Here is a 16,457-nt window from a genome sequence, read left to right on the forward strand (position 1 = left end):
AAATTGGATGAGTCGGACGCTGCTCGTCACGGCTAGCGAAGACGGAAGCCGGGGGCATGCGTACGTGATGGCCAGTTCGTCCTCGTCGTCGGCCCAGGCCGCCCGTGAGCGCCTGGGAGCCCGCCTGCGCGAGCTGCGGACAGGGGCGGGGCTGTCAGGGGTGGAGTTCGCACGACGGGCTGGCTGGTCTGCCTCGGCCGTCGTGTCGCAGGTGGAGAAGGGCCGCCGCTCCATCACCGCCGATCACGTGCGGCTGTGGTGCTCGCTGACCGGCGCGTCGCCCGAGTTGACGGCCGAGCTGCTCGCCGAGCAGGCGAACATGGCGGGAATCTGGCTCTCGCTCCGCGAACATGGGCGCGGCCTTGCCTTGAACGCCCGCCAGAAACTCACCATCGGCGACTCGATGTCCCGCGTCACGCTTGTCCGCACCTACCAGACCAAGGTCATTCCCGGGTTGCTGCAGACGCCCGGCTACATGGAGCAGGTTCTCCGGGGGGTCCGCAGAGACCGCCGCATCGAGCCCGACGACATCGCCGAGGCCCTCGCCGAACGGCTGGGACGGCAGCGGAATCTACGCCGCCATGGAGCCCGGTTCGTCTTCCTCCTGGAGGAGACCGTCCTGCGGTTCCGCCAGTTCGGGCCGGACGTCCACCGTGAACAGCTCCTGCACCTCCTGGAGGTCATGCGGCTCCCGACGGTGTTCGTGGCCGTCATCCCGATGGACACCGACCGGCGAGGCGTGCGGCCACGCGAGTCCTTCGACATCTCGACCTTCCCCGACCACGAACACGTCCAGGTGGAGCTGCTGTCCGGGCTGCTCACCCTCACCCATCCCGAAGAACTCGCCATGTACCGGCAGGCGTGGGACGCCCTCATGTCCCGCGCCGTCCACGGCGACGGCGTCCGCGCCTTGATCGGACGGGCGTTGGAGGCGCTTGACGGCGAGGCCGAAGGCGGGCGATCGTCGTAGTGCAACTCTCAGCCCGGCTACAAGGAGGCCCGACACCCGTGGTCGAGTTCATCGGTGAAGACCCCGACTCCGACCAGCACGAATGCCCGGCCGTGTGGGCCGAGCCCGGAGGGATGTACATCCGGGGCAAGCGCGTCGATCCGGCCATCAGCGAGCGGTTGAGCCGGGACGTCGCCAAGGGCGAGGACGAAGAGGACGTCTGGGTTCCGGATCGCCTCTTCCCGATCGTCCGTGAAGCCCTTGACGGAACGTTCGAGCCCGGCCGCGAGGGCAAGGGCCAGCCTTCGTTCGACAGGCTCGTCGCGAACGCCAAACGGTCCATCATCCGGCTGGAGATGCGGGACGCCTACGACCCCTCCCAGGCCAGCAGCTTCGCCGAATGGAAGCAGACGGGCGGCCTGTCCAGCCACCAGTGGGGCGACTGGGCCGCCATCGTCGGCGACGCCGTCAACCGGGGTGTGACCTGGCGGCGCGTCCGCGTCATCTCCAAGCCCATGTCGGAGTACATGAGGTGGGAACACGCCGTCACCGACATGAACGTCTCCTTCGGAGAGGACATCCGCTGGCTATGGCGACACGACGCCGCAGACCTGCTCCTCCCCGCTGCCGACTGCTGGGTCTTCGACTCCCGCATCGTCCGCTGGAACTTCCAACGCGGCGACGACACCAACCCCCGCGTCTACACCTTCAGCTCCGACCCACGCATCACCCGAGACATCGCAGGCGCCTTCACCGCCGCCTGGGACCGAGCCACCCCACACACGGAGTTCAAACCCGAGTAATGCCCCGCCGACCTGTAATCCGATGAAGGGAACAAGCGAAAGAGCCTGCCTCTTGAGAGGAGAAGGTAGGCTCTTTCGCGTTTTGGGAAAGAGCTAGCTGCTTTGGTGCTTGAGAGCGTTGGTGAGGGTGGTGAAGGTGGACTTGGTGAAGCGGAGGGTGGGGCCGTTTGGGTGCTTGGAGTCGCGGGTGGCGATTTTTCCGGGGAGGGGGGCTAGTTCTACGCAGTCGCCGCCGTTTCCGCTTGTGTAGGAGGACTTGCGCCAGTTTAGTTCTTCCATTTTTGTACTGCCTTTTCGATCAGGGTCAGGGATTCGTTTCTGCTCAGGGCGGCGGCTCTGAATGTCTCGAAAATGTGGCGTAGGTGTGAGATGGCCTCTGGGCCTTCCACGACTTCGCCGTTGAGCTGGTTGTCCATGTAGGCGACCTCTCCGCCGCCGTTGAGGTTCGCGATGGCGAAAGGTCCGGAGAATCCGCTGCAAACGCTATCAGACAGGGGGAGGAGCGCGACGATCACGTTACGTCGTTGGGCCATCTCGTGGAGGTGTTCCATCTGGCGGTGCATGGTCTCGTCGTCGCCGACGCGCCGTTCGAGGACGGCGGTGTCCATGAGGGCCACGAAGGTGATCGGGCTGTCTCTCGTCAACAGCTCCTGTCGTTCGAGCCGGGTTGCCACGTGCCTGTCGACTTCGGTGCCGAGATATCCGTGGGCCTCGAAAGTGCGTCTCATGTACTCCTCGGTCTGGAGCAGGCCGGGAATGAGAAGCGGCTGGAACGACCAGACGAAAAGGCTCGCGCGTTCGGCTTGGAGCCATTTGCCGAACCATTCCTGGGGCATGGCGTCGTTGATCATGTCGTCGCGGATGCGTGCTAGGTAGCCGGGATCGGGGTTGTCCTTGGTGGCTTTGCTGAAGCCGAAGTAGACCTCGATCTTGGCCAGATCTTCCGGGACGGGTATGCGTTCGCCGCGCTCCCACATGTAGACGAGGCTGAGCGAGACGTTCATCGCGGTGGCGAACTGTTCGGGCTTCAGCCCGCGCCGCTCACGGGCGATCTTGATTTCTCGGCCGAGAAACCTGCGGGGGGTCAGGTGAACGCTCGCCATCGTTTGCACAGCTCCTGCACGCGTCGGGGGAAAGGCCAAGTGCATCCGGTGTGTTTCTGTCCGTACTGCCCAGCATACGCCGGTGAGTGCAGGGTGTGGATACAGAAAGCACATGCTGGATCGATCCTGGTTCCGTTGGATCGGAAAGCGACCCGAGCCTTACCGGGGAAGGAAGGTCCTGGCTGTGGGGAAGCGTAGCGAAGATCGGACACGGCACATGAACGCGCGACCCGGACCGTTCGCCGGGCAGGTCCGCCCACGGTTCCGGCACCTTGAGCGGTGCTACCCGGCTTTTCCCGCAATAGTGGGACTTTCCCGGAGTCTCGTCAGCACCCACGCGCACTCTTGGGGCCTACCAGCGGACATAACGGACTCTCTCGGCCGGTGTGTCTCGGAGCTGGCGACCAACGCGCTCGCCGTCTCGGGCCCACTCGATCTGATCAGGGTCCGTTTGCAGGCGTTCCCCAGTTGTGTCCTTCTCTCGGTCTACGACGTGAGCCCAAAAAAGCCCGAGGCGTCCGCCCCCGACCTGACGCTGGCAGAACTCGACGCCCTCCCCGACGTCGAAGATCCGCTTGGGTTCCCCGAATTCGGCGGATGGGGCCTCCCCCTGGTTCAGGCGCTCGCCGACGTGACGGGCGCCCATTGGCTCGACCCCGTCCCCGAATCCGGCAAATGGGTGTGGGCGCGCTTCGACTTCCCTCCTCAGGTGACAGGGGCGTAGAGGCAAGAGCCTCGGTTATCCCGCACGCGCGGATCGTTGCGGGAGTTCCTCATGATTCGTGAAAGGTGAATGCGTATGTCTGGGCGTGGTTGTTTTGCGGTGAATCTGGCGCGGTGGGGTGTCGTGCCGTACATCACGGCGTGGACGTCGGAGGTGATGTCGGAGGTTGCGGTGGTGGTGCGAGGCGGGCGGATCGCTTACGTCGACGAGAGGGCGGGGGATCGTGATGGTGCGGGGGTGTTGTGGACGCGGGTGGGGTTCAGTCCGGGCGTGGGGGTTCCGGAGTTCAAGTCCGTGCACTCCCTGCGGCAGCGTGAGGCGATGCGCCGTCGACTGTGCCAGGTATGCGGAACGCCCTGCGGGCGGAGCGCGCTGTGGATGCTCTCGCAGGAGGAGTACGAGAGCGCGGAAGGGCCGTGGCCCGCCCCCGTCATGACCGCGCACCCGCCGGTATGTCCGGGATGCGTGGAGCGCTCGGGGCGACTCTGCCCGCACCTGCGCAAGGGATACGTGGTGCTCCGCCCCCGGCGCGTCGCTCCGGCCGCGATCTCCGGCGTGCTCTACCAGCCGACCAGCACCGGCCTGAAAGCCGGTGCCCCCACCACCATCGCCCACGACGACCCCCGCACCCGCTGGCTACGCGCAGCCCAACTCCACGTCACGCTGGAGGACTACGAAGTCATCAACCTAGGCAACATGCTCACCACCGGTTCCCAGGCGCGGCCTCGCTCGGGCCCCGGCGTCTCGGTCAGCGTGTCAGGGCTGCCCTGAGGTGTGTTTCCAGGGCGGTGGCGCGTGGGTCGGAGAGGGGCGCCAGGGACGTCAGGGCTTCGGTCAGGTGGGGGCGGGCGTCGTCTGTCCGGCCCAGGTCGGTGAGGGCCGTCGCCAGGTGGGTCAGGGCGAGGGCCAGGTTCCAGGGGTCGTTCAGCGCGCGATGGGTCCTCGCCGCCTGCAGGTGGAAGCCGACGGCCTCCTCGGGCTGGCCGAGATCCCGGTAGGTCTCGCCGGTGCAGTCCAGCGCCATGGCCTCCCGGCTGCGGTCGCCCACCTTGCGCTGGATGACGGCGGCCCGTCGCAACGGGTCGAGGGCGTCGGCCGGACGACCGAGGGCACACAGGACCCTTGCGTGTTCGACCAGCCAGTGCGCCAGCCACACCTGGTTCCGAGCGGCGTGCGCGATCGCGAGCGCGGACTCGATGCTCCGCAGCGCCTCCGCGGTCATGCCGAGTTCGCGCAGGGCCATGCTGAGGAAGAACCGCGAGTTGCCCTCCTGCGCGGTATCACCGATCTCCTCCTGAACGGCGATCGCCTGCCGGAGATGTTCGGCCGCGTCATCGAGCCGGGCCAGTTCGTACAGGGTCTCGCCCAGATTTCCGAGAATCAGGGCCTGCCATCGCCGGTCGTCGAGGCTTCGGAAAAGGTCAAGGGCTTTCTGGAAGTGGTCGGCGGCGGCGTCGAGACGTCGGTGCCGGAGACCGAGCAGGCCGAGCGCGTTGGTCGAGACGCCTTCACCAAAACGGTTCCCGATCTCCCGCCGGATGTTCAAGGCGGCGACGTGGAACTCCTCCGCCTTGGTCAGCCCGCGCGCCTGGAAATGGGCTTTGCCGAGGCTCTCCAACACTTCGGCTTCACCGTAACGGTCGCCGATCGCCCGGGCGGCGGCCAGCCCGGCGGATCCGGTGACAAGCCAGTCGTCAAAGGCGTTCTGGTGCATGTAGGCGCCTCGCAGAACGGCGGCGAGCTGCCAGCAGATCTCCGCCATGCCGCTCTGCCCGGCGAGGACGGTCGCGGCGACGAGGTTCTCCCGTTCCGTCGCGAACCACAGATCGGCCTCGGCCCCTCCCGGAAAGGACGGCGGCGCGGCGTCCACGGGTTCGGAGAGCACAACGGTGCGGCTGAACGGGGCGAGCGCGCCGAGCGCGGCGTCAGCCGTGTGCAGGTACCAGGAGAGCAGGCGGCGCAGAGCCGTCGCGCGGTCGGCTGCCGTCTCCTCGTGCCGGACCTGGTCGATGGCGTAGGCGCGGAGCAGATCGTGGAGTTGGAAGCGGTCGGGGCCTGACTGTTCGAGGAGATGGGCGCCGACCAGGACGTCCAGGAGATGCCGGACCCGCTGGCCCGCGCCCGCGCCCAACAGGGCTTCGGCCGCCGCGGCGCCGAAGACGGGCGTGGGGTGCAGGCCGAGGAGCCGGAAGAGCCGCGCGGCGGCCTCGGGAAGCGCCCGGTAGGACCAGGCGAAGACCGTGCGCACGGCCTCGGCCTCCGTGTCGTCGCCGGTGGAAAGCGCGTCCCAGAGGCCCGACTCGTCACGGAGGTCCTGGATGAGTTCGCTGAGCGGCATGAACGGCCGGCCGACCGCGCGCTCGGCCGCGATGCGCAGCGCGAGCGGGAGCCGCGCGCACAGGAGCGCCAGTTCCCGGAACTGCTCGGGCGTGTCGTCCGCCCGGTACTGCACGGTGACGCTCGCCAGCAGTTCGATCGCGTCGGACTCCGGCAGGATGCCGAGGGTCAGTCGACGCCCGCCGTCCCTGGCGACGAGCCCGGACAGCCGGTCGCGGCTGGTGACGATGACGAGGGGACCCGCTGTCCCCGGCAGTAGCGGACGCACCTGCCCTGCGGACGCCGCGTTGTCGAGTAGGAGCAGCATCCGCCGGTCGGCGAGCCGCGAGCGGAGCAGGGCCGCCCGTTCGTCGGCGTCGGCGGGTATCTCGGCGGGGCGGACGCCGAGCGCCCGCAGGAACCGGTCGAGCGCCTGCTCCGGCGGGGTGGGCGCCGCCGGGTCATAACCCTTGAGGTTGAGGTAGAGCTGGCCGTCCGGGAACCGATGCCGGACCCGGTGCGCCCACCGCAGCGCCAGCGCCGTCTTGCCGACCCCGGCGGTCCCGGTGATGACGACGAGTGACTCGCCGGTCAGCAGTCCGTCCAGATCCGCCAGTTCGGCGCGGCGGTTGACAAAATGTCTGATGTCCGCGGGGAGTTGGCGCGGGGGCTCGCCGGCGGGATGTCCGGAAGCGTGGAAATGCACCCCGCCGTGGACGTCCCTGGCCTGGACGAGCTCGGCGGGGCCGAGTTGGTCGGAGCGGTTGACGTGCTGTGGCCGCTCGTCGTGGTCGCCTCGATCCATGCTCGAAGAGCCTCAGGGGGTCGCGGGGGGATCCAGATGGGCGATCTCTCTGGCCATGAACGTGTCGAGTGGTTCGCCCGCCCTGTACAGGTCTTCGATGAAGCGCTGGCACGTTGAGATCAGCGCGGAGTCGGTGAACCTGTTCGCCGCCTCCAGGACGCCGTCGTCGTTGTAGACGGCCTCGTACATCACGTCCGTGCCGAGCGTGTAGATCTCCGGCAGGGGGCCGGACTTCTCGAACTCCGCGACGTCGGAGGCGTGGACGACGCTGGTCAGCCCGCCTTTCGCGTGCCGCATCGCGAGCAGGTGCAGTTCCCATCGGAGGTACGGGCTGAACGGTTTCTCGACAATTCGCACCCGGTGGCTGACGAATCCGTGGTCCGCGACCCGCCGGTAGTAGTCGGCGTAGTCGGCCTCACGTTCCCGGATACTGCGCAGAGACGCGTCCCAGTCCCCGGCCGCGAACGCCTCCCAGCTCGGCTCACCCGGCTCCTTGAAAACCTGCTGCCGTTCCAGCTTCCAGAACCCCGGCTCGCGCGTCTCCCAGAACCGTTTCTCAAAATCGGCCCAGTATTCGGCAAGCCCGAGGCGTTCCGGAACGGCTTTCCCGAACCCCTCAAGCATCCGGAATGTCCCGCTTTGCGGCCAGGATCGCGGCTCGCGGAACAACGACCAGGCTTTCCCCGGGATCAATGGAGACGCCCTCGGGTAGCCGGTCGCGATAGGCGGCCGTGAGTTCCTGTCCGATAATGGCGACATCACCGTTCTCAAGTTCCCAGACGTCCGGGCAGCTTCCCTCGCCGGACGTGTCGCCCCGCTCGTGCGGTGACTTCCCCCAGCGTCGCAGGAGTCCCGCGGTCGCGTCCGCTTCCCACTTCTTTCCTGCCATCTCACGCCTTCCCCAAGGCCGATGGGAATTTCAGGCTAGCAGGCGAAGTCCGTTTCTCGCAATGGTGCAATAAGGCGCATAAGGCCAGAAACGACAATATGGGGTGGTGGAAATCAGACGGTGAGTTCGAACCAGACTATTTTGCCGGAGGTGGTTCGGGTGGCGCCCCAGCGGCGGGCCAGGCGGGAGACGAGTTGGAGGCCGCGGCCGCCCTCGTCGTCGTCGTGGGCGTCGCGGAGGACGGGGAGGGTGTGTTCGTCGTCCATGACCTCGACCAGGAGGTGTTCGGTTTGGACCAGGCGGAGTTCGATGGGGCGGCCGGCGAAGCGGACGGCGTTGGTGACGACCTCGGTGGCGAGGAGTTCGGTGATCTCGATGTGGTCGGTGAGATCCCAGGAGTTCAGGGTGGCGCGGATGAGGCGGCGGATCCGGGACGGGGTGGTGCGGCGTGGTTCGAGCATCCAGCGGGCGACGTTGGCGGCGGGGATGCCTGTGAGGTCCGCCATGAGGACGGCTACGTCGTCGCTCCTGTCGTCGATCTGGAGGTGCCGTAGGACGTCGTCGCACTGGGCGTCGAGGGTGAGGCGGCGGCCGTCCAGGGCGTTCCGCAGGTTCTCCAGGCCGGAGGTGATGTCCTCGCCGCGCACCTCGATGAGGCCGTCGGTGCACATGACGAGGCGGTCGCCGTCGCACACGGGGAACTCGATCGGCTCGAAAGCCACGCCGCCGACCCCGATCGGCACGCCTTCGGGGACGTCGAGGAGTTCGGCGCGGCCGTCGGCGCGGACGAGGATCGGCGGCAGATGCCCGGCGTTCGCGAAGGTGCAGCGCCGCGCGACCGGGTCGTAGACGGCGTACATGCACGTGGCGAGGTGGTTCTCGCCGAGCCCCTGGGCGAGCCCGTCGAGCTGCCGGAGCACCTGGTCGGGCGGCAGGTCGAGGGCGGCGAGGGTCTGCACCGAGGTGCGGAGCTGGCCCATGATCGCCGCCGAGCGCATGCCGTGCCCCATGACGTCGCCGACGACGAGCGCGACCCGGCTGCCGGGCAGGCCGATCGCGTCGAACCAGTCGCCGCCGACGCGGGCGTGGTCGCTGGCCGGGAGGTAGCGGTGGGTGATCTCGACGCCCGCGAAGCGCGGTAGCCGGTTGGGCAGCATGCTGCGCTGGAGGGTGTCGGCGGCAGCCGCCTCCTGCCGGTAACGGTGCGCGTTGTCGGCGGCGAGCGCGGCCTGCGCGACGAGCTGGCCGATCATGAGCATGTCGGCCTCGTCGCTGAGGTGCCCTTCGAGGAGGACGGCGCCGAGGGTGCGGCCACGGACCTTCATCGGCAGCGCGAGGAGCTGTCCGTGGCACAGGGCGCCGCCCGCGGCCATCGCGGCGTGCGCGGCCTCCTCGGGCTGTTTGGGGCCGGCGGCCAGGCGCAGGTCGTCGGCGAAGTCGCGCTGGCCGAACAGGCTCTCCTGCAGGTAGACCGACGCCGCGGACGCGAGCCGTGGCACGAGCGCGCCGACGAGGGCCCGCGCGGACTCGGCGGGGTCGAGCCGGGTCCCGATCCGGGCGGCCGCGTCCGCGAGGAAGGCGAGGCGCTCCCTGATGCTCACGGCGGTCTCGGTCACGGGGTCACACCCGGCGGCAGTGGTAGAAGAGCTGGATCTCCGGGACGGCCTGTGTGCTGGACGGCGCGTAGCTGAGCACGTTCTCGGCTTCGACGGCGAATCCGGCGGCTTCGACGGCGGCGCGCAGTTCGTCGCGCAGCAGGCAGGAGACGAGGAGTTCCTGGCCGAGGAAGGAGATGGGGAACTCTTCGAGGTCGGCTTCGACCATCGACAGGCAGAACAGCCCGCCGGGGCGTAGGAGGCCGTGGATGAGGGCGAGCGATTCAGGGATCTGCGCGAGAGGCAGCATGAGCAGGACAAAGAAGGCGACGATGGCGTCGTACTGGCCCTTCACGTCCCGCAGGTCGCCCTGGTGAAATTCTCCTTCGGGAACGTTCTCACGGGCGAGGCGGACCATCTCGGCGCTGAGGTCGAGTCCGGTGACGCGGTGTCCGGCTCCGGCCAGCTGCGCGGCGGTCGGCAGTCCGGTGCCGCAGCCGAGGTCGAGGATGGAGGAGGACGGCGCGAGCTGGTCCAGGAGCCAGCCGCCGGCGGCGAGCTGGCCCTCCTTGTGCGGGAACGCCTCGTCGTAGCGGACGCCGATCGCGTCGAACGCGGCGGCGTGGCGTCTCTCTCGTTCGGCCCACTTGGTCACTGCGCACGGTCCCTGGGTGCTCGGCTACGCGACTTTGGTGTGGTCACTTTAGAGGTGTTTGTTGCGGATAGGGAGAAGTTCCCGAATCGGCCTCATGTGATGTCGGTTTCTTGCGAAGATCCACAAAGTGGATCTTCCTAGGGAGGCTTCTCCGATGCAGGAACACGAATCTCACGCCATCAGCCGACGCGCCGCCGTGACCGGGCTGGTCGCGGGCGCCCTCGTGGTGGGGCTCGACCCCGTCACCCGCACGTGGGCGACCGCGGCACACGCGGCCGGACCCCTCGACGCCGTCCCCTCGCTCGACGGCACGCTACGCACCGACGCCGCTTCTTTGGCGGCGGCCGCCGACGACTTCGGACACATCGTCAGCCGGACCCCGCTCGCCGTCCTCGAACCGGGATCGGTGTCCGACATCGCGAAGATGGTGAAGTTCTGCCGTCCGCGCGGGATCAAGGTGGCCGGACGTGGCCAGGGCCACACCACCCAGGGCCAGGCGCAGGTCTCCGGCGGGCTCGTCATCGAGACGGGACCGCTGAACTCGATCCAGATCCTCTCCGACAGGGCGGTCGTCGGGGGCGGCACCACCTGGAGCGCCCTCCTCCAGGCGTCGCTGGCGCAGGGCCTCACCCCGCCGACCCTGACGGACTACCTGGGCCTGTCCGTAGGCGGCACCCTCTCCAACGGCGGCCTCGGCGGGCAGATCATCCACCACGGGGCACAGGTGGACAACGTGCTCGAACTGGAGGTCGTCACCGGCAAGGGCGACGTGCTGCGCTGCTCGCCCACCCTGCGCAAGGACCTCTTCGACGCCGCCCGCAGCGGCCTCGGCCAGGTCGGCATCATCACCGAGGCGGTGGTGAAGCTCGTGCCCGCGCCCGCCACCGTGCGCAGGTACAACCTGTTCTACCCGAGCGTCGCCGCCCTCACCGCAGCGCAGCGGGCCATGTGCGAGGACGGCCGCTTCGACTACCTCGAAGGCCAGATCGGGCTGGCCGAAGGCGGCCACACCTTCCTGATGGAAGCCGTCAAGTACAACGCCACACCCGCTGACGACGCCGCCCTCATCGGCGACCTCACCCACACGTCCGTCACGATCGACGACCTCACCTACTGGGACTTCGCCGACCGCATCGGACCGATCGTGGACATCCTCAAGGCCATCGGCGAGTGGCAGCGGCCGCACCCGTGGCTCGACAGCGTCGTCGCGGGCTCCGCGGTGAACTCGCTCGTCACGGGGGCGCTGCCCGACCTTACGCCGGAGAAGATCGGGCTCAGCGGCGTCATCCTGCTGTACGCGATCCCGACCAAGAAGGTGAAGGCGCCGCTGCTGCGGCTCGGCTCGACCCGTGAGCTCAACGAGAAGTACGCGTTCCTGTTCTCGCTGCTGCGCACGTCCTCGCCCGGATCCCTCGACCCGGCCGCCATGATCGCCCTGAACAAGGCGTTCTACAAGAAGAACCGGCTGCGCGGAGGCGGCTGGTACCCGGTCGGCTCCAACCCGCTCAGCAAGGCCGAGTGGGTCGTCCACTTCGGCACCGCCTACCCGGCGTTCCTGCTGGCCAAGGCCAAGTACGACCCGTCCCGCATCCTCGCCCCCGGGCAGGGCATCTTCTAGCCTCTCCCGAGCCGCGCGCCCGGTCCTTCGGCCGGGCGCGCGGTCACGTCTTGGCGGTGACGGCCGGGGCGTCGTCTGAGGGCAGGTCGGGGCGGGGCGGCCGGGCGGCGCGTAGGGCGGCCGAGATGACGGCGGCGAAGAGGCACAGGATCGCGGCGCCGTACCAGGCGACGTCGTAGGCGCCCAACCCGTCACGGACCAGGCCCGCCGCGAGGGCGGCGGCGGCCGCGCCGACCATGTGCGAGGCGAACACCCAGCCGAAGACGATCGGGCCGTCCGCGCCGAACACCCGCGCGCACAGCGCCACCGTGGGCGGGACGGTCGCGACCCAGTCCAGGCCGTACAGGGCGATGAACAGGATGATGCCGGGAGACAGCGCGCTAGGCGGGTTCCCGGAGGCGAGCAGTGAAGGGAAGACGAGGAGGGACAGCCCGCGCAGCCCGTAGTAGACGAACAGGAGCTTGGCGGGGTCGAACCTGTCGGTGAGCCAGCCGGACAGGATCGTGCCGACCACGTCGAAGATCCCGATGACCGCGAGCAGCCCTGCGGCGGCCTGCTCCGGCATGCCGTGGTCGTGCGCGGCAGGGATGAAGTGGGTGCCGACGAGGCCGTTGGTGCTCGCGCCGCAGATGAAGAACCCGAACATCAGGTACCAGAACGCCCGGTGCCTCGTGGCACGTCCGAGGACGCGCAGCGCGTGCCGGGCCGCGCCCTTGCGGGGCTCCCTTATGACGGGCCCGTCGGCGCCGTAGGCGGTGAGCCCGATCTCCTCGGGGGAGTCGCGCACCAGGAACCAGACGAGCGGCACCACGGCGAGCGCGGCGGCGGAGACGACGACGGAGGCCGTCCGCCAGCCAGGACCCTCGGCCAGCGCGGCGAGCAGCGGGAGGAACACGAGCTGGCCCGTCGCGCCGCCCGCCGTGAGCACGCCCATCACCAGGCCGCGTCGTTTCGCGAACCAGCGGTCGGTCAGGGTGGCGGCGAACACCAGCGCCATCGAGCCGGTGCCCAGCCCCACCAGGACGCCCCACAGCGCGACGAGCTGCCAACTCGCCGTCATCCAGACGGTGAGGCCGCTGCCCGCGCTGATGAGCAGCAGCGCGGCGGTGACGACCCTGCGCATGCCGAAGCGGTCCATGAGAGCGGCGGCGAACGGGGCGGTGACGCCGTAGAGCACGAGGTTCACCGAGACGGCGAGCGAGACCGTGCCGCTGGACCAGCCGAACTCCGCGCGCAACGGGTTGATCATCACGCCGGGGGTGGCGCGGAACCCGGCGGCGCCCATGATCGCGACGAGCGCGACACCGCCGACGATCCACGCTCTGTGCAACTTCATCAGACGAGTCTCGTGGAACCGGACGGATCCCGGTGAGTGGCGTAAAGGACAACTAACGCAGGATTCCGGCCACTACGCTCGGATCCATGCCCCATCGCGTCGCGGTACTGATCATGGACGACTTCGCGCCCCTCGACGTCGGCGTGCCAGGCCAGGTCTTCTGGGCGGCGCGCGGACCCGCCGACTACGAGGTGCTCGCCTGCACCGAAGACGGCCTGCCCCGGCGCTGCAAGGCCGGATACAGCATCACCCCCGACCACGATCTTTCGCTGCTCGCCACCGCCGACACCGTGGTCGTGCCCGGCGTGCACGGCGGGCCCGTCATGCGCGGGGAGGTCTCCCCGGCCGTCAGGACGGCGCTGCGGGGCACGTCGGCCCGGATCATGTCCATCTGCACGGGCGCGTTCGTGCTCGCCGCAGCGGGCGTCCTGGACGGCCGCAGGGCCACCACACACTGGCGCGACACCGCACGGCTCGCCGCGATGTACCCGGCCGTCAAAGTGGACCCGGACGTGCTTTTTGTGGACGAAGGCGACGTACTGACCTCGGCCGGGGTCGCCGCCGGGATCGACCTCTGCCTGCACGTCATCCGGTGCGACCACGGCGCGGAGGTCGCCAACCGGACGGCCCGGCGCTGCGTCACCGCGCCCATGCGGGACGGCGGCCAGGCCCAGTTCATCGAACGGCCCATCCCCGAGCCGTCCGGGACGTCCACCGCCGCCGCGCGGGACTGGGCGCTGCGGCACCTCGCCGAACCCGTCTCCGTGCCGCTGCTGGCCGCCCGCGCCGGGATGAGCGCCCGCACCTTCACCCGCCGCTTCCGCGACGAGACCGGCCTCAGCCCCGCCCGGTGGCTCGGCCAGCAACGCCTCGCCCACGCCCGCGAACTCCTGGAAGCGACCGACCTGCCCATCGAGGAGATCGCCCGCCGCACCGGCTTCACCACCCCCGTGACCCTCCGCCAACACCTCCACGCCGCCGTCGGCCTCTCCCCCCTCGCCTACCGCCGCACCTTCCGCCACTGACCAGCCGCGACACCGGGGCGGCAGCGGCTTTTTGACGGCGAGCGCCCTCCCGTCCGGCACAGCTTTCCCAAAACGGTGTGGAGTGTAAAAATGACCGGTGGAGGCGCGAAATCGAGGCAACGCGAGCGAACACGGCGTTAATCCGCACCGGACGGCCGTGGCTCCTTTCCACCTTTTCCCCAACAGTCAGCCCGGCCGTCATGCGGTCCCCCAAGAATGGAATTCAGGCCCGTCCGGAATTACCCGCGCCGTCAGATCCCCGCGGTTCAGCCTTCAAGCCGGTAAGCCGACAGCGGGCGGTCCGCGCCGTGGCTGGCGACGAGCGTGACGCCGTCGCGCCGGAGCAGCCACGAGGGCGGCGCGTCCCTCGCCTCGACGCCCGCACCGGGGTGGTTCCCCTCGAAGCGCTCGGAGCGGAACTCCCCGCCCGTCCCGACGTCGAGCAGGATCATCCGGTCGGCGTGCGCCTGGTACCCGTTGAACAGCACGGCGACCTCGCCGTCCGCCACGTGGAGCGCCGTGCCCATCAGGCCGACGCCGTCCGGCGCGGTGGCGCTCATCATGCAAACGACCCCGCCGCCCGTGTCGTACCGCCACGTTTTGGCCCCGTCGGCGATGCGATAGGAGAGGGCGCCGTCCGAGCGCACCCGCACGACCGTGCCTTTCGCGGCGCCGCCGGGCACCCACACGCCCTTGCCCTGGAGGCTCGCGGGCCGGTCCGCCTCGGCCTGCCAGACCGTCTCCAGTTCAGGCGGAAGACTCTCCCTACCGATCACGAACCCCGCGCCCGCCCCCACGGCGATGGAGAGCAGGAGCGCCCCGAGCCCGCCCGCCGCAGACGGCTCGCGCCAGCGTGAGGGCGCACCGCTCGCTGGGGATGCCCACGCCTCAGCCCGATCTGGGCGTTTGTGTGCGGCTGGGGTGCCTGTCGCTTGGCGGCGTGCACCCGACTTTCGCGGATGCGCGTGCCGCGATTCCCGTTCGTAGGGGACGGGTCAGAGGTCGTCGGCGTCGGTGATGCGGTAGGCGTAGCCCTGTTCGGCGAGGAAGCGTTGGCGGTGGGCGGCGAAGTCCTGGTCGAGGGTGTCGCGGGCGACGACGCTGTAGAAGCGGGCGGTCTTGCCGGACGCCTTGGGGCGGAGGACGCGGCCTAGGCGCTGGGCCTCCTCCTGGCGGGAGCCGAACGAGCCGGACACCTGGATAGCGACGGACGCCTCGGGCAGGTCGATAGAGAAGTTCGCGACCTTCGACACGACGAGGCAGGAGATCTCGCCCGTCCGGAACAGCTGGAACAGCCGCTCCCGCTCCTTGATCTTGGTCTCGCCCTTGATCACCGGGGCGTCGAGGCGCTCGCCCAGCTCGTCGAGCTGGTCGATGTACTGACCGATCACCAGAATCTGCTCGTCCCTGTGCGTCTCCACGAGGCGTTCCACCACGCGCGTCTTGGTGTCGGTCGTGGCGCAGAAGCGGTAGCGCTCCTCCGGCTCGGACGTCGCGTAGGCGAGGCGTTCGGAGTCGGTCAGCGTGACGCGGACCTCGACGCAGTCGGCGGGCGCGATCCAGCCCTGGTTCTCCATCTCCTTCCAGGGCGCGTCGTAGCGCTTCGGGCCGATCAGAGAGAAGACGTCGCCCTCCCTGCCGTCCTCGCGCACCAGCGTCGCGGTGAGGCCGAGCCGTCGCCGGGCCTGGAGGTCGGCCGTCATCCGGAAGATCGGGGCGGGCAGGAGGTGCACCTCGTCGTAGATCACGAGGCCCCAGTCGCGCGCGTCGAACAGCTCAAGGTGCCCGTACACGCCCTTACGCCGCGATGTCATGATCTGGTATGTCGCGATCGTGACGGGCCTGATCTCCTTCCTGGAGCCCGAGTACTCGCCGATCTCGTCCTCGGTCAGGGAAGTCCGCTTCAGCAGCTCCTGCTTCCACTGGTGGACGCTGACGGTGTTCGTGACGAGGATCAGGGTCGTCGCCCGCGCGTGCGCCATCGCGGCAGCGCCCACCGTGGTCTTCCCGGCCCCGCAGGGCAGCACGACGACCCCTGAGCCGCCCTGCCAGAACGCCTCCGCCGCGTCCTTCTGGTACGGCCGCAGCGACCAGCCGTCCTCGGCCAGGTCGATCGTGTGCGCCTCGCCGTCCACATAGCCCGCGAGGTCCTCGGCGGGCCAGCCGATCTTCAGCAGCGCCTGCTTGAGCGACCCCCGCTCGGACGGATGCACCACGACGGTGTCCTCAGCCACCCGGTCGCCCAACATCGGCTTGATCTTCCGCGACCGCAGCACCTCTTCAAGGACTGCCCTGTCCACCGACACCATGACAAGCCCATAAGAGGGATGCTTCTCCAGCCGCAACCTCCCATACCGCCCCATCGTGTCCGCCACGTCCACCAGCAGCGCATGCGGCACCGGGTAGCGCGAGAACTGGATCAGCGCGTCAACAACCTGCTCAGCGTCATGCCCGGCCGCCCGAGCGTTCCACAACGCAAGCGGCGTCACCCGATACGTGTGCACATGCTCAGGCGCCCGCTCCAGTTCGGCGAACGGCGCGATCGCCCGCCGACAGTCCGCCGCCCGCTCATGCTCGACTTCCAGAAGCAGCGTCTTGTCCGACTGCACGATCAACGGACCATCGTTCATAGGCATTCA

The 16,457-nt window shown here is 69.0% G+C and carries 16 protein-coding genes; 6 read left to right on the forward strand and 10 right to left on the reverse strand.

Features of this window, described 5'->3' with window-relative positions:
• Positions 1–7 precede the first annotated feature (7 nt).
• The gene (locus LO762_RS00385; RefSeq protein WP_230611194.1) at positions 8–970 is read left to right on the forward strand and encodes a helix-turn-helix transcriptional regulator; all 963 of its coding nucleotides are present in this window, start codon (positions 8–10) and stop codon (positions 968–970) included.
• 38 nt (positions 971–1,008) lie between these two features.
• A complete protein-coding gene (locus tag LO762_RS00390; protein ID WP_230611197.1) occupies positions 1,009–1,752 on the forward strand; it encodes a DUF6879 family protein in 744 nt (247 codons plus the stop codon).
• Between the two features lie 93 nt (positions 1,753–1,845).
• Here the strand turns inward: LO762_RS00390 and LO762_RS00395 are convergent, their stop codons facing one another.
• Both LO762_RS00395 and LO762_RS00400 read right to left on the reverse strand, forming a co-directional pair.
• Entirely contained in the window at positions 1,846–2,031 is a 186-nt protein-coding gene (locus tag LO762_RS00395) for a DUF397 domain-containing protein (RefSeq protein ID WP_230611200.1), read from the reverse strand.
• Positions 2,019–2,855: a helix-turn-helix transcriptional regulator gene (locus LO762_RS00400; protein ID WP_230611203.1), complete on the reverse strand. Its 837-nt coding sequence runs from the start codon at positions 2,853–2,855 to the stop codon at positions 2,019–2,021. Before LO762_RS00400 ends, LO762_RS00395 begins: the two co-directional genes overlap by 13 nt.
• 217 nt (positions 2,856–3,072) lie before the next feature.
• Here LO762_RS00400 and LO762_RS33805 point away from each other — a divergent pair, with 217 nt between their 5' ends.
• Positions 3,073–3,579, forward strand: a complete 507-nt coding sequence (locus tag LO762_RS33805) for an ATP-binding protein (protein WP_374201518.1) — start codon at positions 3,073–3,075, stop codon at positions 3,577–3,579.
• Positions 3,580–3,702: 123 nt separating this feature from the next.
• Entirely contained in the window at positions 3,703–4,350 is a 648-nt protein-coding gene (locus tag LO762_RS00410) for a hypothetical protein (RefSeq protein WP_230611209.1), read from the forward strand.
• On the opposite strand, the gene LO762_RS00415 is transcribed toward LO762_RS00410, so the two are convergent.
• From LO762_RS00415 to LO762_RS00435, 5 genes are all read right to left on the reverse strand, one after another.
• Positions 4,328–6,700 carry a tetratricopeptide repeat protein gene (locus tag LO762_RS00415; RefSeq protein ID WP_230611211.1) on the reverse strand — a complete coding sequence of 791 codons (2,373 nt, stop codon included), beginning with the start codon at positions 6,698–6,700 and terminating at the stop codon, positions 4,328–4,330. The genes LO762_RS00410 and LO762_RS00415 overlap by 23 nt on opposite strands.
• A 12-nt stretch (positions 6,701–6,712) precedes the next feature.
• On the reverse strand, positions 6,713–7,324 hold the full coding sequence (locus LO762_RS00420) for a DUF6879 family protein (protein ID WP_230611214.1): 612 nt from the start codon (positions 7,322–7,324) through the stop codon (positions 6,713–6,715).
• A complete protein-coding gene (locus LO762_RS00425) occupies positions 7,317–7,589 on the reverse strand; it encodes a hypothetical protein (protein ID WP_230611217.1) in 273 nt (90 codons plus the stop codon). Before LO762_RS00425 ends, LO762_RS00420 begins: the two co-directional genes overlap by 8 nt.
• A 113-nt stretch (positions 7,590–7,702) precedes the next feature.
• On the reverse strand, positions 7,703–9,205 hold the full coding sequence (locus LO762_RS00430; RefSeq protein WP_230611220.1) for an ATP-binding SpoIIE family protein phosphatase: 1,503 nt from the start codon (positions 9,203–9,205) through the stop codon (positions 7,703–7,705).
• A gap of 4 nt (positions 9,206–9,209) precedes the next feature.
• Complete coding sequence (locus LO762_RS00435) at positions 9,210–9,839, reverse strand: class I SAM-dependent methyltransferase (RefSeq protein WP_230611223.1); 630 nt, start codon at positions 9,837–9,839, stop codon at positions 9,210–9,212.
• Between the two features lie 154 nt (positions 9,840–9,993).
• On the opposite strand from LO762_RS00435, the gene LO762_RS00440 reads away from it, so the two are divergent.
• Entirely contained in the window at positions 9,994–11,457 is a 1,464-nt protein-coding gene (locus LO762_RS00440) for an FAD-binding protein (protein WP_230611226.1), read from the forward strand.
• A gap of 43 nt (positions 11,458–11,500) precedes the next feature.
• Here LO762_RS00440 and LO762_RS00445 read toward each other — a convergent pair whose 3' ends face one another.
• A complete protein-coding gene (locus LO762_RS00445; RefSeq protein WP_230611229.1) occupies positions 11,501–12,793 on the reverse strand; it encodes an MFS transporter in 1,293 nt (430 codons plus the stop codon).
• A gap of 86 nt (positions 12,794–12,879) precedes the next feature.
• Here LO762_RS00445 and LO762_RS00450 point away from each other — a divergent pair, with 86 nt between their 5' ends.
• Complete coding sequence (locus tag LO762_RS00450) at positions 12,880–13,818, forward strand: GlxA family transcriptional regulator (protein WP_230611232.1); 939 nt, start codon at positions 12,880–12,882, stop codon at positions 13,816–13,818.
• 266 nt (positions 13,819–14,084) lie between these two features.
• Here LO762_RS00450 and LO762_RS00455 read toward each other — a convergent pair whose 3' ends face one another.
• Together LO762_RS00455 and LO762_RS00460 are read right to left on the reverse strand one after the other, a co-directional pair.
• Entirely contained in the window at positions 14,085–14,594 is a 510-nt protein-coding gene (locus LO762_RS00455) for a hypothetical protein (protein WP_230611236.1), read from the reverse strand.
• Between the two features lie 219 nt (positions 14,595–14,813).
• Positions 14,814–16,448, reverse strand: a complete 1,635-nt coding sequence (locus LO762_RS00460) for a DNA repair helicase XPB (RefSeq protein ID WP_230611239.1) — start codon at positions 16,446–16,448, stop codon at positions 14,814–14,816.
• Between the last annotated feature and the right edge of the window lie 9 nt (positions 16,449–16,457).

The organism is Actinocorallia sp. API 0066 (genome assembly GCF_020991275.1).
Classification (GTDB): Bacteria; Actinomycetota; Actinomycetes; order Streptosporangiales; family Streptosporangiaceae; genus Actinocorallia.